This is a genomic window from Streptomyces sp. NPDC058872 (assembly GCF_042743065.1).
In the GTDB taxonomy this organism is placed as follows: Bacteria; Actinomycetota; Actinomycetes; order Streptomycetales; family Streptomycetaceae; genus Streptomyces.
Genome location: NZ_JBHYMK010000009.1, coordinates 96,500 through 116,204 on the forward strand (window position 1 = coordinate 96,500; position 19,705 = coordinate 116,204).

Below are 19,705 nucleotides of genomic sequence, written 5' to 3' on the forward strand. Positions count from 1 at the left end.
CTCCGGATCGGCGGGTCGAAGGAGCCGACCCTAGTGCCTGGACGGCACCGTCCCGTGTCGTCCCGCCGTGTCCGCGCGTCGCGCCGGCGGAGGAAAAACCGCGTGCCGCCGCACCGCACCTGCCGGCAGACTTCCCCGCATGCGCAACAACGAGGAGACCGCGGGCGGGGAGGGAGGCGCGCCCCCGGAGCCGCCGCTCGTCCGCGAGGTGTACCCCGAGCTCGTCGCCGAACTCGTCCGGCTCCTGGAGGAGGAGGGGGAGCGGGACCTGGCGATCGTCGTGTGGGACGTGCGGCTGTTCGGCGACTGCGGCTGCGGCGACGACTTCTGTCAGAGCATCCGCACCTCGGACCGTCCTGCGGGCACCCCGTACGGAGAGGGTCACCGCTGTCTGCCCCTGCTCGCCGAGACGGGGATGCTCAACCTCGACCTCGTGCACGGCCGGATCGAATACATCGAGATCCTCGACCGTCCGCCCCTGGTCCGGCGTGGTGGCGGGGACATCGTCCGGTGAGCGAACGGAGATGACCGGTTTCCGCTCTTGACGCGGAGTCAAAATCTCACTGAACATTCAGCACGCACGACTGAACCGCCGCACAACGAACAAGCGCGCATCCGCACAGCTCCAGCGCCTCGTGGCACCCACGCCCGAGGCGTCTCGCACGTTCCGTCCCATCCCCGTTCGGAATCCGGAGCCCCCACATGAACATCTCCGTGCCCAGACGCGTCACCGCGGTCGCCGCCCTCGCGGCGCTCGCGCTCGGCGGCCTCGCCGGGACCGCAGCCGCCGGTCCGCAGGCGGCCGCCGCCGCGCCCGACATCCCGCTCGCCAACGTCAAGCAGCACTTGGCGGACCTCCAGTCGATCGCCAACTCCAACGGCGGCAACCGCGCCCACGGCCGCACCGGCTACAAGGCGTCGATCGACTTCGTGAAGGCGAAGCTGGACGCCGTCGGCTACACCACCACCCTGCAGACCTTCACCTCCAGCGGTTACACCGGCTACAACCTCATAGCCGACTGGCCGGGCGGCGATCCCAACCAGGTCCTGATGGCCGGTTCGCACCTCGACTCGGTCACCTCCGGCCCCGGCATCAACGACAACGGCTCGGGGTCCGCCGCGGTCCTGGAGAACGCCCTCACCGTGGCCCGTACCGGCTACCAGCCCTCCAAGCACCTGCGCTTCGCCTGGTGGGGCGCGGAGGAGCTCGGGCTCGTCGGTTCGAAGTACTACGTCAACAACCTGTCCAGCACCGAGCGTGCGAAGGTCAAGGGCTACCTCAACTTCGACATGATCGGCTCGCCCAACCCGGGTTACTTCGTCTACGACGACGACCCGACCATCGAGCAGACCTTCAAGGACTACTTCGCCGGCCTCGGCATCCCCACGGAGATCGAGACGGAGGGCGACGGCCGCTCCGACCACGCCCCCTTCAAGAACGTCGGCATCCCGGTCGGCGGGCTCTTCGCGGGCGCCGACTACACCAAGACGTCGGCCCAGGCGCAGAAGTGGGGCGGCACCGCCGGGCAGGCCTTCGACCGCTGCTACCACTCGTCCTGCGACACCACGTCGAACATCAACGACACCGCCCTGGACCGCAACAGCGACGCGATCGCGCACGCGATCTGGACGCTGTCCGGGACGACCACCCCGCCGCCGAGCGGAACGGTCTTCGAGAACACGACCGACGTGTCCATCCCGGACAACGGCCCGGCGGTCACCTCCACGGTCAACGTCACCGGCATCGCCGGCAACGCCCCGAGCAACCTCGCCGTCGGCGTGGACATCATCCACACCTGGCGCGGTGACCTGGTCGTCGACCTGATCGCCCCCGACGGTTCGGTCTACAACCTGGCCAACCGGAGCGGCGGCAGCGCCGACAACATCCAGCAGACCTTCACCGTGAACGCCTCCTCCGAGGTCGCCAACGGTGCCTGGAAGCTCCGCGTCCAGGACAAGGCCAGCTGGGACACCGGCTACATCAACGGCTTCAAGCTGACCTTCCCGTAAGGCACAGAACTCCCGGGTGGGTCGGTGACCATTGCCCCGACCCGCCCGGGGTCCCAACTCCCCTACTACTTGGCGGCGTTCGCCGCTTCGATCAGCGCTTCCTTCGTCACCGCACCGACGTAGACCTTGCCGTCGTCGGTGAGGAGGGCGTTGACCAGCTTCGTCTTGAAGAGGGTGCCCGCTCCGAAGGGGCCGGTGACCTGGTCGCCGAGGGAGTCCAGGAAGCCCTGGATCTCCTTCGGCGCCCCGTCGGTCTTCGGGGCCGGTGCGCCGGTGTCGATCGTGGCGATCGTGGTCCAGCCCTCGCCGATCACGTTCAGGCCCTTGCCGAAGTCGGCGAAACCGTCCTCGAACCCTTCGGGGAGCTTCTCCTCGAACCCCTCGGGGAGCTTCCCGTCCCGCGGGGACTCCTCCGCACCGCCCTCGGTGACCTTGGCGCCCTTCGGCACCTCGAAGGCGAAGTCCGAGGCCGCCGGCTTCGCGAAGTCGACCTTCGTGAAGCCCGCGTCGACGACCGGCTTGCCGCCTTCGACCGAGGAGAGGGTGAACTTGAGCGGGGTTCCGTTGGCCGCGTCCACGGCGATCTTCACCGATTCGACCGTCGAGCCGGACTGCTTCGGCTTGATCACCAACTGGTACGCGTCCCGGCCCGCCACCCTGGCCGTCCCGCCGACCGTGATCGACGTCGTGTCCCCGGCGGCCTTCAGCACCTCGTCGGCGAGCTGCCGGGGCGTGCCGGGGAGCTCCTCGTGCGCCTCGGGCGCCTCCGGGGTGCCCGCGCCCTTCTCGTGGAACACCTCGTTCGACTTGCTGTCGTAGGCCCAGACGTCGTCGCCGTTGTGGATCAGGCTGTACTCGTCGGAACCGTCGAGCAGGGTGAGACGCTGGCGCTCGGGGCCGTCCGCCGCGAGGCGCAGCGTGTGGGTGCCGGAGGCGAGCTCGGTGAGCCTCTGCGCGGGGTCCGCCGACGAGGCGTCGCCGCCGCCCAGGCCCCCGAGGCCGGACGCCAGGCCGCCGAGGGCCGGCAGCCCCAGGTCGGTGGAGATCTTGAAGGTGCCGGACAGGGTCTGGGTGTCCGAGGCGGCGATCTTCTCGATGAGCTGCTGGGCCGTGATCTCGGGCAGGTCGGGGTCTCCGGACGCCGCCAGCGCCGGGACGAGCCCGATGGTCGCCGCAGCCGTCCCTGCCACCGCGACCGGGACGATGAACCGGCTCGCCTTACGGGTCTCTGCCATGGTCTCCGCTACCTCCGTGCCGTGCTGCCCCTGTGGTTGGTGTCTCCATCACACCAGGGGAACGGCTCGGAAGCGTCAGACCGCGGGATCAACCTCACGTACTGCTTCGGGATGACCCGACCCTGAGGAAGGGCTACCCCGCGCGGTGCACCACCGCGTCGCACATCTCCGCCAGCGCCGCCTTCGCGTAGCCGTCGGGCAGCGGCGCCAGCATGGCGCGCGCCTCCTCCGCGTACCGGACGGTGTCCCGTCGGGCCTGCTCCAGGGCGGGGTGGGCGCGCAGCCTGCGCAGGGCCTCGGCGTGCCGCTCGTCGTCGCCGAGGTCGCCGTCGATGAGCGCGACGAGCTCCAGGTCCTCCGGACGGCCGTGCGCGGCCGCAGCGGCCCTCAGGTGGAGCACGGGGAGGGTGGGGATGCCCTCCCGGAGGTCGGTGCCGGGGGTCTTTCCGGACTCGTGGGAGTCGGAGGCGATGTCGAGGACGTCGTCAGCGAGCTGGAAGGCGACGCCGAGGCGCTCGCCGTACTGGGTGAGGATGTCGACGACGCTCTCGTCGGCGCCGGACATCAGGGCGCCGAAGCGGCAGGACACGGCGACGAGGGACCCCGTCTTGCCGCCGAGGACGTCGAGGTAGTGCTCGACGGGGTCGCGGCCGTCGGCCGGCCCGGCGGTCTCCAGGATCTGGCCGGTGACGAGCCGTTCGAACGCCTCGGACTGGATGCGTACGGCCTCGGGACCGAGGTCCGCGAGCGTGTGCGAGGCGCGGGCGAAGAGGAAGTCACCCGTGAGGACGGCGATCGAGTTGCCCCAGCGCGCATTGGCGCTGGGGACGCCCCGCCGGACGTCGGCCTCGTCCATGACGTCGTCGTGGTAGAGCGTGGCCAGGTGGGTGAGCTCGACGACCACGGCGGAGGGCACGACGCCCGGCGCGTAGGGGTCGCCGAACTGTGCGGCGAGCATCACGAGCAGGGGGCGGAACCGCTTGCCGCCGGCCAGGACGAGGTGCTGCGCGGCCTCCGTGATGAAGGGGACATCGCTCTTGGTGGCGTCCAGGAGGCCCGCTTCCACAGCCGCCAAACCGGTCTGGACATCGGCCTCAAGAGCCTGGTCCCGCACGCTAAGACCGAACGGCCCGACGACGGTCACGAGGGGGTCTCCTGTCTGCTGACGCCTGCTGGGGATCACACGGCTTGTTCTCACGGACGGCTGGGCTGCTGACGATCGCGGGGATTGTCGATGTGTCGCCCGATTCACTCATGCCAGCGTATCCGGTCACCTTTCGATCACCGTGGGCGCCTTCCCGTCACCCCCGGTATGTTCGTGATCAGCTCATACGACCAGGAGTAGGCGTTATGTCCCGAACGGCGATCGATATCGATGCGAACGGTGCGCAGCCGCCCGCCGGAGGCGACGGCCCTTCCCCCGGCCGGCCGCACCCCGCCCCCGAGGTGACCTGATGACGAAGATCCGTACCGACTTCCCGTACGAGACCCGCCACGAGGACATCCGCATCCCGCTGCCGGACGGCACCCTGCTGTACGCACGCGTGTGGCGCCCGCTCGCCGACGACCCCGTACCGGCCCTCCTGGAGTACCTGCCGTACCGCCTGACCGACTGGACCGCCCCCCGGGACTGGCAGCGCCACCCCTGGTACGCGGGCCACGGCTACGCCTCGGTGCGGGTCGACGTCCGCGGCCACGGCAACAGCGGGGGCCTGCCCGGCGACGAGTACGACGCCGTCGAACTCGCCGACGGCGTCGCCGTGGTGGACTGGCTCGCCGCCCAACCCTGGTGCGACGGGAAGGTCGGGATGTTCGGCATCGCCTGGGGCGGCTGCAACGCGCTCCAGATCGCCGCCCTCGCCCCCGAGCCGCTCAAGGCGGTCGTCACCGTCTGCTCCACCGACGACCGCTACGACAACGACGTCCACTACATGGGCGGCTCGGTCCTCGGCGTCGACATGCACGCCTGGGCGGCCACCATGCTCGCCTTCGTCGCCCGGCCCCCGGACCCCCGGTACGCCGGCGAGGAGTGGCGCGGGCTGTGGCTGAAGCGCCTGGAGGCGGTGGAGCCCCTCGTGCACACCTGGCTGGCCCACCAGACCCGGGACGCGTACTGGCGGCACGGCAGCGTCTGTGAGGACTACGGGGCCGTCCGGGCCGCCGTCCTCGCCGTCGGCGGCTGGCACGACCCCTACCGGGACACCGTGCTGCGACTCGCCCGGCACCTCCCCCAGGACCGGGTCCGCGGCATCATCGGCCCCTGGTCCCACCACTACCCCGACCGCGGCCTGCCGCCCGGTCCGGCGATCGGCTTCCTCCAGGAGACCCTGCGCTGGTGGGACCACCACCTCAAGGGCGTCGACAACGACGTGATGGCCGAGCCGCTGCTCCGCTCCTGGATCAGCGCCTCCCACCCGCCGGCCACCGTGTACGAGGAGCTGCCCGGCCGCTGGGTCGCCGACCCCTCCTGGCCCTCCCCGCACGTCACCCCCGTCACCTACGGCTTCCAGGGCGATCCGGTCGTCGTCGACTCGCCCCAGCAGACCGGGCTCGACGCCGGCCGCTTCTTCCCCTTCGGCAACGCCGCCGACCTCCCCCCGGACCAGCGCGACGAGGACGCCCACTCGGCCTGCTTCGACTTCCCCGTGCCCGAGGACGGCGGCCCCGTCGAGGTCCTCGGGCGCCCCTCCGTGCGACTCGCCCTGCGGACGGCCGCCCCCACCGGACAGGTCGTCGCGCGGCTCTGCGACATCGCCCCGGACGGCTCCTCCACCCTCGTCACCCGGGGGGCGCTGAACTTCTCCGCCCGCTACGGCCGCGACCGGGCCGTGGAGGCCCAGATCGGCGAGACGGAACAGTTCGCCTTCGAACTGAACGGCATCGGGCACGCCTTCCCGCCCGGCCACCGGGTGCGGCTCGCGGTCTCCTCCACGTACTGGCCGTGGCTCTGGCCGCAGCCCGACGCCGCCGGATTCACCCTCGACCCGGCGGGCTCCTCCCTCACCCTGCCGGTCCGCACCCCCACCGAGGACGCCGTCCAGTGGGAGGAACCCGAGCAGTCCGAGCCGCTCGGCGTCGCCCACCCGGCGACCCTGGAGGAGCCCCGCCCGGAGCGGGTCGTCGTCCGGGACGTGGCGAAGGGCGAGTGGAAGCTGGAGGTCGACCCGAAGTACGGCGGCACCCGCGTGTACCCGGACGGCCTGGAGTACACCGAGGACGCCCTGGAGACGTACACGATCGACGAGAGCGGCCCGCTGTCCGCCCGCACCCGCTCGGAATGGACGATCCGACTGCACCGGCCCGAACTGGCCTGGGACGTCACGGTCCGCACCCGCTCGACGATCTCCTGCGATGCGGACTCCTTCCACACCTCCGACGAGCTGGTGTGCGAGGAGGGCGAGGAAGTCGTCTTCCACCGCACCTGGGAAAAGCGGATCCCCCGCACGGCGGGTTGAACAACCGCCGCACGGGGGATCCGGCCGCTTACGCGTCCGCGCCGGCCCTGCGGCGACGGCCGAGGACCAGGGCGCCGGCGCCGAGGACGACGGCACCCGCGGCGGCGAGGCCGAGCGGCAGGGCGTCGTTGGCGCCGGTGGCGGCGAGGGAGCCGTTCACGGGGGTGCCGGACGTGCCGCCCTGCTGGGTGGTGTTCGTGTTGCCGCCGGTGGTGGTCGTCGGTGCCGGCGTCGACGTCGACGGGGTCGGCTTCGGCTTGTCGCCCTTGGCCGCGAGGATGCCGAAGTCCAGGTCCGCGTACCCGCTGCCGATGCCGCAGGACTCGTCGTCGTTCTGGTAGTCGCCGTAGGAGAAGACCACGCCCCGACCGGCGGGCGCGTCGGCGTCGACCGTGAGGCGCAGCTTCACGTCGTACGAGGTGCCCTTGGCGAGCTTGCCGACCTCGATGCTGTCGAGGTCCTCGGTGAGCGGCGTCCACTCCAGGACGTCCGCGGAGGACCACTCGACCGCGATCCTCCGCTCCTCGTAGCCCGTCTCCTCGTCGACGTACTCGCCGGGCAGCGGGAGGCGCACGGCGTCCGCGTAGGCGTTGACGAGGTCCAGGGTGCGGTCGGAGGCGTTGGTGACGCGCAGCGAGAAGACGGCCGGCTCGCCGGCGGTGACCGTCTTCGGGCCGCTCAGCGCGACCTGCACGGAGTCGTCCTCCTCGCAGCCCTCCCCGATCTCCTCGTAGAGCTTCAGCTCTTCCTTGGCCTCGTCGAGCTTCTCGGCGGCGGCCTCCTTCGCCTTCTGCGCGAGGTCGAGGTCCTCGGCGGCGGCGGCCTCGGCCTGCTTGAGGGCGGTGTCGGCCCCGGCCAGCTCCTCGTCGGCCTCGCCCTTGAGGCGGGTGGCCTCCGCGAGGGCCTCCTCGGCGGTGGTGACCGCGGCGGCGGCCTCCGCCTTCTCCTGCTCGCCGGCGCCCTCGGGCAGGTCCTTCACGGCCTGTTCGGCGGCGGCGAGCACCTGCTCGGCGGCGGTCTCCGCGGCGGCGGCGTCCTCGGCGGCCTTCGCGGCCCCGTCGAACGCGGCCCTCAGCGGGTGCTCGGGCTTGCCCAGGGCCTTGGAGGCCGTCAGGGCCTTGTCGAGCGCGACGACGGCCTCGTCGTACTCCTTCTGCGCCAGGGCGACGGCGGCCTGGAGCTCCTTCAGCGACGAGTCCCCGTCGGAGTCGTCCTCGGCGGACGCGGGCTGCTGCGTCGACGCGGGCGACGGCTTGGTGTCGGCGAACGCCGGAGCGGCCGAGAGGAACACGGCCGGGGTGGTCACGGCGGCGGCCACGGCGGTCGCCAGGATGCGGCGAATCTTCACGTTGCGGACCTTTTCTTGGTCAGAGAAAGAAGGCGAAGTGCGGTGGTGGACGCGCGCCTGCGGAGACTTCACGCGGCGCGACGCCCTCGTGATCGTATGGCTCGGCAGGCATCGCCGGGAGCCCGTTTCCGCAGCCCACGGCCGGGTTCACCGCCCGCCTCGGACGCATAGGGGACGAAGAAAGACAGTTGCCCACGGAGGCCGCACTTTCCTTGTGATCCATGTCACCCGCGCCCGGCTGGGCGCCCCGTAACGTGTCCTTCACACACCTGGAAAGCGAGGCACGCACCGATGTCCGAGCTCAGCCCGCTCGATCTGGCCGAGGGCGATCCCTTCGGCCCGCACAACCTCCCGTACGGCGTCTTCTCCACCGCCGACGAGCCCGGGCGGCGCCGGCTCGGCGTCCGCATCGGCGGATACGTCCTGGACGCGGGTGCCGCGGCGCACGCGCTCGGCTCCCCGTACGCCTCCCTGCTCGCGCAGCCGAACCTCAACCCGCTGCTCGCGGCCGGGCGGACCGCCTGGCGCGACGTCCGCCGGGCGCTGACGGCCTGGGTGACGGTGCCCGCGCACCGGGCGGACGTCGAGCCGCTGCTGCACCCGCTGGACGAGGTGACGCTGCACCTGCCGTACGAGGTGGCGGACTACGTCGACTTCTACGCGAGCGAGCACCACGCGACGAACGTGGGGAAGATCTTCCGCCCCGACGGCGACGCACTGACCCCCAACTGGAAGCACCTGCCGATCGGTTACCACGGCCGTGCGGGCACGGTCGTGGTCTCCGGCACCGATGTCGTGCGCCCCTCGGGCCAGCGCAAGGCCCCGTCGGACCCGGCGCCGGTCTTCGGCCCCTCGGTCAAGCTGGACATCGAGGCGGAGGTCGGCTTCCTGGTGGGCACCCCCTCGGAGTTGGGCCGCCCCGTCCCGCTGGCGGACTTCCGGGAGCACGTCTTCGGCCTGACGCTGCTGAACGACTGGTCGGCGCGGGACGTGCAGGCCTGGGAGTACGTGCCGCTCGGCCCGTTCCTCGGGAAGTCGTTCCAGACCTCCGTCTCGGCGTGGGTGACGCCCCTGGAGGCCCTGGACGCGGCCCGGACCGCCCCGCCGGCACGGGACCTCCCCCTCTTCCCGTACCTGGAGGACGCGGACGAGGAGGAGCCGGGCGGCTTCGACCTGCGGATCTCGGTGGAGATCAACGGCGAGGTGGTGGCCGAGCCGCCGTTCTCCACCATGTACTGGACGGCGGCCCAGCAGCTCGCCCACATGACGGTGAACGGCGCCTCCCTGCGCACCGGTGACCTGTACGGCTCCGGCACGGTCTCCGGTCCCGAGGTGCACCAGCGCGGTTCGCTCCTGGAGCTCACCTGGAACGGCCGCGACGCCATCGAGGTGGCGGGCGACAAGCGCACGTTCCTGGAGGACGGCGACGAGGTCGTCCTCACCGCCTGGGCCCCGGGCCCCGAGGGAGACACCCGGGTGGCGCTCGGCGAGGTCCGGGGCCGGATCGTTCCTTCCGCCTAGCCTCAGGCGGCCCGCCAGAGCGCGGGGACGTTCGGCGGCTCCCAGCCGGCCTGTGCCGTGTGGGCCTGGAGGCACACATAGCCCAGGCCGGCGTGGGTGACGGCGTCCCCCACCCGGTAGGAGGTTCCGGCGGCCCAGGTCCCGCCGGGGCTTCCGGTGGGGCTCCCGGTGGGCGTCGGGGTCGGCGTCGGCCCCGGGTCCTGCGGCACGTTCAGGACGAAGTCGAAGGCGGCCTCCCGTGCACCGCCGGCGTCCCGGACGGTCATGAGGAGCCGCGGGTCGAAGATCGTGTCGGTGTTGTTGCGGGGCTCGCCGGGGAAGTACAGCTGCGTGGTCAGCACCGGGCGCCCCGGGGCCTGCACCTTGACGTGGATGTGGCGGGTGCGGCCCGGATAGAGGCCGGGCACGATCGTGGTCAGCTCGAAGGCACCCGTCGAGTCGGTGAACTGGTGGCCGCGGAAGCGGAAGCCGGTGTTGTCGTAGGCACCGTTGACGTCGGCCTGCCAGAAGTCGAGCAGGACACCGGATATCGGCCGGCAGGCGAGTCCGAAGACGTATCCGCTGACGGTCAGCCGGACGCCGGTGGTGCCGGCGTCCAGGAGGCTCTTCCGCAGCGGGGAGTTGGGCTTGAAGTACGGCCCCTCGGTCTGCGGCGGGGTGGGGTCGTCGCCGTCGTCGCACTCCGGGGTGAGCGCGGGCGCCGCCTCTCCGGCGGTCAGGGTGCGGGCGAGCGCCGGGACGCCCATGAGAACGGCGGGCGCGGCCATCCCGGCCGCGAGCGCGGCCCGCAGCACCGTCTTGCGGGTGACGTGGCCGGCGGAGGTCTCGTTGTCCATGCCTGCTCCTCGTGTGGGGGGCTGGGGGATCGCAACGAACCTAGGCGGGGCGGGCTCCGTCTTCGATGGACGGATCACGGCGGTCGTGGTGTTTCCGGAAGTCCCCGGGGCTCCGCCCGGTCTCCCTGCGGAAGAAGCGGCAGAAGTACGCGGGGTCCGCGAAGCCCACCCTGGCCGCTATCTGACGGATCGACAGTTCGGTGCTGATGATGAGCCGCTGCGCCTCCCGGGTGCGGGCCTCGCGCAGCAGCGCGGCGGGGGTGCGGCCGGTGGCGGCCCGGACGGCCTCGGCGAGGTGTCCGGGGGTGACGCCGAGCCGCTCCGCGCACTCCCGCACGGACAGCCCGTCGACCCCGGCCCGCCCGGCGAGCCGGACGAACTCCTCGGCGATCCCCCGGAGCGCGGGGGCCGACCGGGGGGCGCCGCCGGGCAGCCGGACGGCCCGCACCAGCAGCACGTGCAGCAGGGACCGCAGGACCCCGGCGAAGCCGTCGGCCCCGTGCCGGTACTCCTCGGCGAGCTCCTCCATGAGCCGACCGGTGCGCTCGTGCGCGGCGGCGTCGAGCGCCACCCAGGGCCGCTCCCCCAGCCGTCGCAGCAGTTCCTCCTCGCCGACCCCACCGACCAGGAACTCGGGGGTGAAGAGCACGAGCGAGCCCTCCAGGCCGCGCACGCCCTCCCAGTGGTGCACCTGCCCCGGGAGGATCACCCCGAGTTGGGGCGGGCGGACCTCGTGCCGCTCCAGGTCGAGCACGTGCGTCCCGCTCCCGGCGACGACGTGGACGATCTCGTAGAAGGTGTGGCGGTGCGGGAAGGCGGCCCGCGCCATGGGCCCCATCGCGTCGAAATCGCCTGCGGCGAAGGGGACTTCGGCGGGCGGGCGCACTTCGAGGCGGTGCACGGGGGGCTCTCCGTGCCGGGGGGCGGTGCAGGGGTCCCCTGGTAAGACCGTGGTGCCGCGCATCGCCCCGCCTCCCTGACTGGTACAGACCATTCGCCCGTTCACGATGCCATGCCGCACGGTCCCTGTCAGGACGGCGAAGAGGCCCGGCTCGCCCCCCGAGCCGGGCCCCTCTCGTGCGCCTCCGTCCTACCGGACGAACACGCTCGCCTGGTTGGCCAGGTTCAGGAAGTACTGCGGGGCGAGGCCGAGGACCAGGGTGACCGCCACGCCCGCGGCGATCGTCAGGGAGGTCAGCACCGAGGGAACGGCGACCGTGGGGCCGTCGGCCTTCGGCTCGCTGAAGAACATCAGCACGATGACCCGGACGTAGAAGAAGGCGGCGATCGCCGAGGAGATCACGCCGACCACGACGAGGGCGCCCGCACCGCCGTCCGCCGCCGCCTTGAAGACCGCGAACTTGCCGGAGAAACCGGAGGTCAGCGGGATGCCGGCGAAGGCGAGCAGGAAGACCGCGAAGACCGCGGCAACCAACGGGGAACGGCGCCCGAGCCCGGCCCACTTGGACAGGTGGGTGGCCTCGCCGCCCGCGTCCCGGACCAGGGTGACGACGGCGAAGGCACCGATCGTCACGAAGGAGTAGGCGCCCAGGTAGAAGAGGACGGAGGAGATGCCGCTCGGGGTGGCGGCGATGACGCCCGCCAGCAGGAAGCCCGCGTGCGCGATCGAGGAGTACGCCAGCAGCCGCTTGACGTCGGTCTGGGTGATGGCGATGACCGCACCGCCCAGCATGGTGACGATGGCGACGCCCCACATGACGGGCCGCCAGTCCCAGGTGAGGCCCGGGAGCACCACGTAGAGCAGGCGGAGCAGCGCGCCGAAGGCGGCGACCTTGGTCGCGGCGGCCATGAAGCCGGTGACCGGGGTCGGGGCGCCCTGGTAGACGTCCGGCGTCCACATGTGGAACGGCACGGCGCCGACCTTGAAGAGGAGCCCGACCAGCAGCAGGGCGAAGCCGATGAGCAGCAGCGCGTCGTTGCCCATGGTGCCGGCGAGCGCCGGGTCGACCGAGCCGATCGCCCCGTCGACGACGTTCGCGATGGTGGCGTACGAGACGGAGCCCGCGTAGCCGTAGAGCAGGGCGATCCCGAAGAGCAGGAAGGCCGAGGAGAACGCGCCGAGCAGGAAGTACTTGACGGCCGCCTCCTGCGACATCAGCCGCTTGCGGCGGGCGACGGCGCAGAGCAGGTACAGCGGGAGGGAGAAGACCTCCAGGGCGATGAAGAGCGTCAGGAGGTCGTTGGCGGCCGGGAACACCAGCATGCCGGTGATCGCGAAGAGCGCGAGCGGGAAGACCTCGGTGGTGGTGAAGCCGGCCCGCACCGCGGCCTTCTCCTGGTCGCTGCCGGGGACGGCGGCGGCCTCGGCGGCGAAGGAGTCGACCTTGTGGCCGTGGTCGGCCGGGTCGAGCCTGCGCTCGGCGAAGGTGAAGACGGCCACGATCGAGGCGAGCAGGATGGTGCCCTGGAGGAAGAGGGCGGGGCCGTCGACGGCGATGGCGCCCATGGCCGCGATGTGGGCCTTGGTGGAGCCGTAGCCGCCGGCCGCGAGGCCGACCACGGCGGCGAAGGCGGCGGCGAGCGCCAGGACGGACAGGAACACCTGGGTGAAGTAACGGCCCTTGCGGGGCACGAAGGCCTCGACGAGGACGCTGAGGACCGCGGCGCCCACCACGATGAGCACCGGCGAGAGCTGGGTGTACTCGATGTGGGGGGCCGGGATCTTCTCCAGCGGCCCGGCGGCGTTCGCCCACAGGCCGTGGACGGGGGATGCGACGGCGGATGTGCTCACTTGGCCGCCTCCACGTTCTGGATGGAAGGCTGGGGGTCCTTCTGCTGGACGTCGGACATGGTGTGCTGGACCGCCGGGTTGACGACGTCCGTGAGCGGCTTCGGGAAGACCCCGAGGAAGATCAGGACGGCGATCAGCGGGACGACCACGGCCAGTTCGCGCGCCCTCAGGTCGGGCAGCGCCCGCACCTCCTCCTTCACCGGCCCGGTCATCGTCCGCTGGTACAGGACGAGGGTGTAGAGCGCGGCGAGGACGATGCCGGTGGTGGCGATGATGCCGGCCACCGGGTACCGGGCGTACGTGCCGACCAGGACGAGGAACTCGCTGACGAACGGCGCGAGTCCGGGCAGCGACAGGGTGGCGAGGCCGCCGATCAGGAAGGTGCCGGCGAGCACCGGGGCGACCTTCTGGACGCCCCCGTAGTCGGCGATGAGCCGCGAGCCGCGCCGGGAGATCAGGAAGCCGGCGACCAGCATGAGCGCGGCCGTCGAGATCCCGTGGTTCACCATGTAGAGGGTGGCGCCGGACTGGCCCTGGCTGGTCATCGCGAAGATGCCCAGGATGATGAAGCCGAAGTGCGAGATCGACGCGTAGGCGACCAGGCGCTTGATGTCCCGCTGGCCGACCGCGAGCAGCGCCCCGTAGACGATGCTGATGAGGGCGAGGACGACGATCGCGGGGGTGGCCCACTGGGAGGCCTCGGGGAAGAGCCCGAGGCAGAAGCGGAGCATCGCGAAGGTGCCGACCTTGTCGACGACGGCGGTGATGAGGACGGCGACCGGGGCGGTGGCCTCCCCCATCGCGTTCGGCAGCCAGGTGTGCAGCGGCCAGAGCGGCGCCTTCACGGCGAAGGCGAAGAAGAAGCCGAGGAAGAGCAGCCGCTCGGTGGTGGTCGCCATCTCCAGGGAGCCGTTGGCCCGGGCCTCGGCGATCTCCGTCAGGGAGAAGTTGCCGGCGACGACGTACAACCCGATGACGGCGGCCAGCATGATCAGGCCGCCGACCAGGTTGTAGAGGAGGAACTTGACCGCCGCGTACGAGCGCTGGGCCGCCGCGTTCTCGTCGGAGCCCGAGTGGGCGCGGTCGCCGAAGCCGCCGATGAGGAAGTACATCGGGATGAGCATGGCTTCGAAGAGGACGTAGAAGAGGAAGACGTCGGTGGCCTCGAAGGAGAGGATGACCATCGCCTCGACCATGAGGATCAGGGCGAAGAAGCCCTGGGTCGGACGCCACCGCTTGTCGACGCGGTCCCGGGGGCCTCCCCCGTCCGAAGGGCTCGGGGAGGGGTCGGCGTCGTGCCAACCGGCCAGGATCACGAAGGGGACCAGCAGGGCGGTGAGCGCGATCAGCGCCACGCCGATGCCGTCGACGCCCAGTTCGTAGCGGACGCCGAAGTCCTTGATCCAGGTCTGGGACTCGGTCAGCTGGTACCGCGCGCCGCCGGGTTCGAACCGGGCGAAGACGACGGCGGCGAGCACGAGCGTGCCCAGCGAGACCAGCAGCGCCAGCCATTTGGCGGCGGTGCGCCGGGCGGCGGGGACGGCGGCGGTGAGGATCGCACCGACCGCCGGCACCGCTGCCGTCACCGTAAGGAGCGGGAAGGACATGGGGGTTACACCGCCCTCATCAGCAGGGTCGCGGCGATGAGCACCGCCGCACCTCCGAACATGGAGACCGCGTAGGAGCGGACGTAGCCGTTCTGGAGCTTGCGCAGCCGGCCGGAGAGACCGCCCACCGAGGCCGCGGTGCCGTTCACCACGCCGTCGACCAGGGTGTGGTCGACGTAGACGAGCGAGCGGGTCAGGTGCGTGCCGCCGCGGACGAAGACGACGTGGTTGAAGTCGTCCTGGAGGAGGTCCTTGCGGGCCGCCCGGGTGAGCAGCGAACCGCGCGGGGCGACCGCCGGGACGGGCCGACGGCCGTACTGGAGGTAGGCCAGGCCGACGCCGATCACCATCACGGCGACGGTGGCCGTGGTGACGGCGGCGGCGCTGATCGGTGCGTGGCCGTGCTCGAAGCCGGTGACCGGCTCCAGCCACTCGACGAATCCGGCGAACTCGAAGAAGGCGCCTCCGGCGACCGAGCCGACGGCGAGGAGCACCATCGGGATGACCATGGACCGGGGGGACTCGTGCGGGTGCGGCTCGTGGCCCTCGGCATCGGGCTGCCAGCGCTTCTCCCCGAAGAAGGTCATCAGCATGACGCGGGTCATGTAGTACGCGGTGATGGCCGCGCCGAGCAGGGTGACCGCGCCGAGGATCCAGCCCTCCGTGCCGCCCTTGGCGAAGGCCGCCTCGATGATCTTGTCCTTGGAGAAGAAGCCGGACAGGCCGGGGAAGCCGATGATCGCGAGGTAGCCGAGGCCGAAGGTGACGAAGGTGACCGGCATGTACTTCCGCAGGCCGCCGTACCTCCGCATGTCGACCTCGTCGTTCATGCCGTGCATGACCGAGCCCGCGCCGAGGAACAGCCCGGCCTTGAAGAAGCCGTGCGTGACCAGGTGCATGATCGCGAAGACGTAGCCGATGGGGCCGAGACCGGCCGCCAGGATCATGTAGCCGATCTGCGACATCGTGGAACCGGCGAGGGCCTTCTTGATGTCGTCCTTCGCGCAACCGACGATCGCACCGAAGAGGAGCGTGACCGCGCCGACCACGGTGACGACGAGCTGGGCGTCCGGCGCCGCGTTGAAGATGTCGGCGGAACGGACGATCAGGTAGACGCCGGCGGTCACCATGGTGGCCGCGTGGATGAGGGCCGAGACCGGGGTGGGGCCCTCCATGGCGTCCCCGAGCCAGGACTGCAGCGGCACCTGGGCCGACTTGCCGCAGGCCGCGAGGAGCAGCATCAGGCCGATCGCCGTCAGCTTGCCCTCGGAGGCCTGACCGGTGGCCTCCAGGACCGGCCCGAAGGCGAAGGTGCCGAAGGTGGTGAACATCAGCATGATCGCGATCGAGAGGCCCATGTCGCCGACCCGGTTGACCAGGAAGGCCTTCTTGGCCGCGGTGGCCGCGCTGGGCTTGTGCTGCCAGAAGCCGATCAGGAGGAACGAGGCGAGGCCCACGCCCTCCCAACCGAAGTAGAGGAGCAGGTAGTTGTCGGCGAGGACGAGCAGGAGCATCGCCGCGAGGAACAGGTTGAGGTAGCCGAAGAACCGGCGGCGGCGCTCGTCGTGCTCCATGTATCCGATGGAGTACACGTGGATGAGCGTGCCGACCCCGGTGATCAGCAGGACGAAGGTCATCGACAGCTGGTCGAGCTGGAAGGCCATGTCCGCCTGGAAGCCCTCGACGGGGATCCAGGTGAAGAGCTGCTGGTGCAGGGTCCGGTCCTCGGCGGTCTTGCCGAGCATGTCGGCGAAGAGCACCAGGCCGATCACGAACGAGCCGGCCGCGAGCAGGGTGCCGAGCCAGTGCCCGGTCCTGTCCAGCCGTCGGCCGCCGCAGAGCAGGACGGCCGCCCCCAGCAGGGGCACCCCGACGAGCAGTGCAATGAGATTTTCCACGGTCAGCCCCTCACAGCTTCATCAGGCTGGCGTCGTCGACCGAGGCCGAGTGGCGGGCACGGAAGACGGACACGATGATCGCGAGCCCGACGACGACCTCCGCGGCGGCGACGACCATCGTGAAGAAGGCGATGATCTGGCCGTCGAGGTTTCCGTGCATGCGGGAGAAGGTGACGAACGCGAGGTTGCAGGCGTTGAGCATCAGCTCGACGCACATGAAGACGACGATCGCGTTGCGCCGGATCAGCACCCCGGCCGCACCGATGGTGAACAACAGGGCGGCGAGGTAAAGGTAGTTGACGGGGTTCACCGGGAAGCCTCCTCTTCGCGGCCCAGGCGCTCCGCCGACCGCTGCTCCAGGGCCTTGAGGTCCGAGAGCGCCTCGCTGGACACGTCCCGGACCTGGCCCCGCTCGCGCAGGGTCGAGATGACGGTGAGCTCGGACGGGGTGCCGTCGGGCAGCAGGCCGGCGATGTCCACGGCGTTGTGCCGGGCGTACACGCCGGGCGCGGGCAGCGGCGGCACGTGCTTGCCCTCCCGCACGCGCTGCTCGGCGAGCTCGCGCTGGGTGCGGGCGCGCTCGGTGCGCTCCCGGTGGGTGAGCACCATCGCGCCGACCGCCGCCGTGATCAGCAGTGCACCGGTGATCTCGAAGGCGAAGACGTACTTGGTGAAGATGAGGGCGGCGAGGCCCTCGACGTTCCCGCCGTAGGCGCCGTTGGCGGCGCCGAGGCCGGTGAACTCCGACAGGGAGGCGTTGCCGATGCCGGCGGCCAGCAGGATGCCGAAGCCGAGGCCGCAGGCGACGGCCCACCAGCGCTGCCCCTTGATCGTCTCCTTCAGCGAGTCCGCGGCCGTGACGCCGACCAGCATGACGACGAAGAGGAAGAGCATCATGATCGCGCCGGTGTAGACGACGATCTGGACGATGCCGAGGAAGTAGGCGCCGTTCGCCAGGTAGAAGACCGCCAGGACGATCATCGTGCCGGCGAGGCAGAGGGCCGAGTGCACGGCCTTCTTCATGAGGATCGTGCACAGCGCCCCGACGACGGCGACGGTGCCGAGGATCCAGAACTGGACGGCCTCACCGGTGGAGGTGCCGGCGGAGAGGGTGACCGCTGCGGCGAGGTTCGTGCTCATGCGCCCGCCCCTTCCGGCTCGGCCTTCTCCCCCTTGGAGACCGCGACCTGACGGACGGTGCCGGGCGCGGCCTCGGTGACCAGGCCCTGGTAGTAGTCCTGCTCGGTCATGCCCGGGTGGATCGCGTGCGGCGAGTCGACCATCTTCTCGTCCAGGCCGGCGAGGAGCTGCTCCTTGGTGTAGATCAGGTTCTCGCGGGAGGAGTCGGCCAGTTCGAACTCGTTGGTCATCGTCAGCGCGCGCGTGGGGCAGGCCTCGATGCACAGGCCGCAGAGGATGCAGCGGGCGTAGTTGATCTGGTAGACGCGGCCGTACCGCTCGCCCGGCGAGTAGCGCTCCTCGTCGGTGTTGTCCGCGCCCTCCACGTAGATGGCGTCGGCGGGACAGGCCCAGGCGCACAGCTCGCAGCCGACGCACTTCTCCAAGCCGTCGGGGTGACGGTTGAGTTGGTGCCGGCCGTGGAAGCGGGGCGCCGTCGTCTTCTGCTGCTCCGGGTACTGCTCGGTCAGCCGCTTCTTGAACATGGCCTTGAAGGTCACGCCGAAGCCGGCCACCGGATTCTGGAAATCAGACACCGTCCGTCTCCTTTCCATCACTCGCAGGAGCAGTATCGGGGCCACCGCTGACGACGAGGTCCCGGTCCTGCCGGGACCTGCGCCGCGGTACGGGCGGCAGGGACTGTCCGGGCTTGGGCGGTACGGGGAAGCCGCCGGCCATCGGGTCGAAGGGGGCCGCGGTGCCGGGGGTTCCTGCCACGGCCTTGGCCTTCCGCTCGCGGAAGAGGTCGACGAGGAAGGAGAGCAGCAGCAGGGCGAGGACGGCACCGGCCACGTACAGGACGATGTTGCCGAAGGCGATGTTCTCGTTGCGCAGCGCCCGGACGGTGGCGACCAGCATCAGCCAGACCACGGAGACCGGGATGAGCACCTTCCAGCCGAGCTTCATCAGCTGGTCGTAGCGGACGCGGGGCAGGGTGCCGCGCAGCCAGATGAAGAAGAACAGCAGCAGCTGCACCTTGATGACGAACCAGAGCATCGGCCACCAGCCGTGGTTCGCGCCCTCCCAGAAGGTGGAGACCGGGTACGGGGCCCGCCAGCCGCCCAGGAAGAGGGTCACCGACACGGCGGAGACCGTCACCATGTTCACGTACTCGGCGAGCATGAACATCGCGAACTTGATGGACGAGTACTCGGTGTTGAAGCCGCCGACGAGGTCTCCCTCGGACTCCGGCATGTCGAACGGCGCACGGTTGGTCTCGCCGACCATCGTGACGACGTAGATGATGAAGGAGACCGGCAGCAGGATCACGAACCAGCGGTCCGCCTGGGCCTCGACGATCGCCGAGGTCGACATCGACCCGGAGTAGAGGAAGACGGAGGCGAAGGCCGCGCCCATGGCGATCTCGTACGAGATCATCTGCGCGCAGGAGCGGAGGCCGCCCAGCAGCGGGTACGTCGAGCCCGAGGACCAGCCGGCGAGGACGATGCCGTAGATGCCGACGGAGGCGACCGCGAGGACGTACAGCATCGCGATCGGCAGGTCGGTCAGCTGCATCGCGGTCCGGTGGCCGAAGATCGAGACCTCGTTGCCGGCCGGGCCGAAGGGGATCACCGCGATCGCCATGAAGGCGGGGATCGCGGCGACGATCGGGGCGAGGACGTAGACGACCTTGTCGGCCCGCCGGACGATCACGTCCTCCTTGAGCATCAGCTTGATGCCGTCCGCGAGGGACTGGAGGAGGCCCCAGGGGCCGTGCCGGTTGGGGCCGATGCGCAGCTGCATCCAGGCGACGACCTTGCGCTCCCACACGATGGAGAAGAGCACGGTGACCATCAGGAAGGCGAAGCAGAAGACGGCCTTGACCAGCACGAGCCACCAGGGGTCCGTGCCGAACATGGACAGG

16 protein-coding genes are annotated in these 19,705 nt (G+C 70.9%); 4 read left to right on the forward strand and 12 right to left on the reverse strand.

What is annotated here, in order from left to right; genetic code table 11:
* Positions 1 to 139: 139 nt before the first annotated feature.
* Together ACFW22_RS08020 and ACFW22_RS08025 are read left to right on the forward strand one after the other, a co-directional pair.
* Positions 140 to 514 (forward strand): hypothetical protein, encoded by a 375-nt coding sequence (locus ACFW22_RS08020; protein ID WP_386400438.1) that lies wholly within the window; start codon positions 140 to 142, stop codon positions 512 to 514.
* Positions 515 to 702: 188 nt separating this feature from the next.
* The gene (locus tag ACFW22_RS08025) at positions 703 to 2,010 is read left to right on the forward strand and encodes a M28 family metallopeptidase (protein WP_386400440.1); all 1,308 of its coding nucleotides are present in this window, start codon (positions 703 to 705) and stop codon (positions 2,008 to 2,010) included.
* 65 nt (positions 2,011 to 2,075) lie between these two features.
* On the opposite strand, the gene ACFW22_RS08030 is transcribed toward ACFW22_RS08025, so the two are convergent.
* Complete coding sequence (locus tag ACFW22_RS08030; RefSeq protein ID WP_386400442.1) at positions 2,076 to 3,245, reverse strand: outer membrane lipoprotein carrier protein LolA; 1,170 nt, start codon at positions 3,243 to 3,245, stop codon at positions 2,076 to 2,078.
* Positions 3,246 to 3,378: 133 nt separating this feature from the next.
* Positions 3,379 to 4,389 carry a polyprenyl synthetase family protein gene (locus ACFW22_RS08035; protein ID WP_384873328.1) on the reverse strand — a complete coding sequence of 337 codons (1,011 nt, stop codon included), beginning with the start codon at positions 4,387 to 4,389 and terminating at the stop codon, positions 3,379 to 3,381.
* Positions 4,390 to 4,699: 310 nt separating this feature from the next.
* Between ACFW22_RS08035 and ACFW22_RS08040 the strand changes: the two genes are divergently transcribed.
* The gene (locus ACFW22_RS08040; RefSeq protein WP_386400445.1) at positions 4,700 to 6,700 is read left to right on the forward strand and encodes a CocE/NonD family hydrolase; all 2,001 of its coding nucleotides are present in this window, start codon (positions 4,700 to 4,702) and stop codon (positions 6,698 to 6,700) included.
* Between the two features lie 28 nt (positions 6,701 to 6,728).
* Here ACFW22_RS08040 and ACFW22_RS08045 read toward each other — a convergent pair whose 3' ends face one another.
* Positions 6,729 to 8,048 carry a peptidase gene (locus ACFW22_RS08045; protein WP_386400447.1) on the reverse strand — a complete coding sequence of 440 codons (1,320 nt, stop codon included), beginning with the start codon at positions 8,046 to 8,048 and terminating at the stop codon, positions 6,729 to 6,731.
* 291 nt (positions 8,049 to 8,339) lie between these two features.
* Here ACFW22_RS08045 and fahA point away from each other — a divergent pair, with 291 nt between their 5' ends.
* A complete protein-coding gene (fahA, locus tag ACFW22_RS08050; RefSeq protein WP_386400449.1) occupies positions 8,340 to 9,569 on the forward strand; it encodes a fumarylacetoacetase in 1,230 nt (409 codons plus the stop codon).
* A gap of 2 nt (positions 9,570 to 9,571) precedes the next feature.
* Here the strand turns inward: fahA and ACFW22_RS08055 are convergent, their stop codons facing one another.
* The 9 genes from ACFW22_RS08055 to nuoH form a co-directional block, all read right to left on the reverse strand.
* Entirely contained in the window at positions 9,572 to 10,405 is an 834-nt protein-coding gene (locus ACFW22_RS08055) for a carbohydrate-binding protein (protein ID WP_386400451.1), read from the reverse strand.
* Between the two features lie 40 nt (positions 10,406 to 10,445).
* Complete coding sequence (locus ACFW22_RS08060) at positions 10,446 to 11,369, reverse strand: AraC family transcriptional regulator (RefSeq protein ID WP_386400453.1); 924 nt, start codon at positions 11,367 to 11,369, stop codon at positions 10,446 to 10,448.
* Between the two features lie 126 nt (positions 11,370 to 11,495).
* Positions 11,496 to 13,157, reverse strand: coding sequence for an NADH-quinone oxidoreductase subunit NuoN (gene nuoN, locus ACFW22_RS08065; protein WP_386400454.1), 1,662 nt, complete (start codon positions 13,155 to 13,157; stop codon positions 11,496 to 11,498).
* Positions 13,154 to 14,764 carry an NADH-quinone oxidoreductase subunit M gene (locus ACFW22_RS08070; protein ID WP_386400456.1) on the reverse strand — a complete coding sequence of 537 codons (1,611 nt, stop codon included), beginning with the start codon at positions 14,762 to 14,764 and terminating at the stop codon, positions 13,154 to 13,156. Before ACFW22_RS08070 ends, nuoN begins: the two co-directional genes overlap by 4 nt.
* Before the next feature lie 5 nt (positions 14,765 to 14,769).
* Entirely contained in the window at positions 14,770 to 16,662 is a 1,893-nt protein-coding gene (gene nuoL / locus ACFW22_RS08075; RefSeq protein ID WP_386400459.1) for an NADH-quinone oxidoreductase subunit L, read from the reverse strand.
* A 10-nt stretch (positions 16,663 to 16,672) separates the two neighbouring features.
* Positions 16,673 to 16,972, reverse strand: a complete 300-nt coding sequence (nuoK, locus tag ACFW22_RS08080; RefSeq protein WP_017239464.1) for an NADH-quinone oxidoreductase subunit NuoK — start codon at positions 16,970 to 16,972, stop codon at positions 16,673 to 16,675.
* Entirely contained in the window at positions 16,969 to 17,802 is an 834-nt protein-coding gene (locus tag ACFW22_RS08085) for an NADH-quinone oxidoreductase subunit J (RefSeq protein ID WP_386400461.1), read from the reverse strand. The genes nuoK and ACFW22_RS08085 overlap by 4 nt, the downstream gene beginning before the upstream one ends.
* Positions 17,799 to 18,395: an NADH-quinone oxidoreductase subunit NuoI gene (nuoI, locus tag ACFW22_RS08090; RefSeq protein ID WP_386400463.1), complete on the reverse strand. Its 597-nt coding sequence runs from the start codon at positions 18,393 to 18,395 to the stop codon at positions 17,799 to 17,801. Before nuoI ends, ACFW22_RS08085 begins: the two co-directional genes overlap by 4 nt.
* Positions 18,370 to 19,698: an NADH-quinone oxidoreductase subunit NuoH gene (gene nuoH / locus ACFW22_RS08095; RefSeq protein ID WP_386400564.1), complete on the reverse strand. Its 1,329-nt coding sequence runs from the start codon at positions 19,696 to 19,698 to the stop codon at positions 18,370 to 18,372. The genes nuoI and nuoH overlap by 26 nt, the downstream gene beginning before the upstream one ends.
* Positions 19,699 to 19,705 lie beyond the last annotated feature (7 nt).

Excerpts from the sequence above, each read along its gene's own strand:
- ACFW22_RS08055 (WP_386400451.1), bottom strand. The coding sequence starts at position 10,405 with ATGGACAACGAGACCTCCGCCGGCCACGTCACCCGCAAGACGGTGCTG.
- ACFW22_RS08060 (WP_386400453.1), bottom strand. The coding sequence starts at position 11,369 with ATGCGCGGCACCACGGTCTTACCAGGGGACCCCTGCACCGCCCCCCGG.
- ACFW22_RS08070 (WP_386400456.1), bottom strand. The coding sequence starts at position 14,764 with ATGTCCTTCCCGCTCCTTACGGTGACGGCAGCGGTGCCGGCGGTCGGT.
- ACFW22_RS08085 (WP_386400461.1), bottom strand. The coding sequence starts at position 17,802 with ATGAGCACGAACCTCGCCGCAGCGGTCACCCTCTCCGCCGGCACCTCC.
- ACFW22_RS08020 (WP_386400438.1), top strand. The coding sequence starts at position 140 with ATGCGCAACAACGAGGAGACCGCGGGCGGGGAGGGAGGCGCGCCCCCG.
- nuoI (WP_386400463.1), bottom strand. The coding sequence starts at position 18,395 with ATGGAAAGGAGACGGACGGTGTCTGATTTCCAGAATCCGGTGGCCGGC.
- ACFW22_RS08025 (WP_386400440.1), top strand. The coding sequence starts at position 703 with ATGAACATCTCCGTGCCCAGACGCGTCACCGCGGTCGCCGCCCTCGCG.
- ACFW22_RS08030 (WP_386400442.1), bottom strand. The coding sequence starts at position 3,245 with ATGGCAGAGACCCGTAAGGCGAGCCGGTTCATCGTCCCGGTCGCGGTG.
- nuoH (WP_386400564.1), bottom strand. The coding sequence starts at position 19,698 with ATGTTCGGCACGGACCCCTGGTGGCTCGTGCTGGTCAAGGCCGTCTTC.
- ACFW22_RS08040 (WP_386400445.1), top strand. The coding sequence starts at position 4,700 with ATGACGAAGATCCGTACCGACTTCCCGTACGAGACCCGCCACGAGGAC.
- fahA (WP_386400449.1), top strand. The coding sequence starts at position 8,340 with ATGTCCGAGCTCAGCCCGCTCGATCTGGCCGAGGGCGATCCCTTCGGC.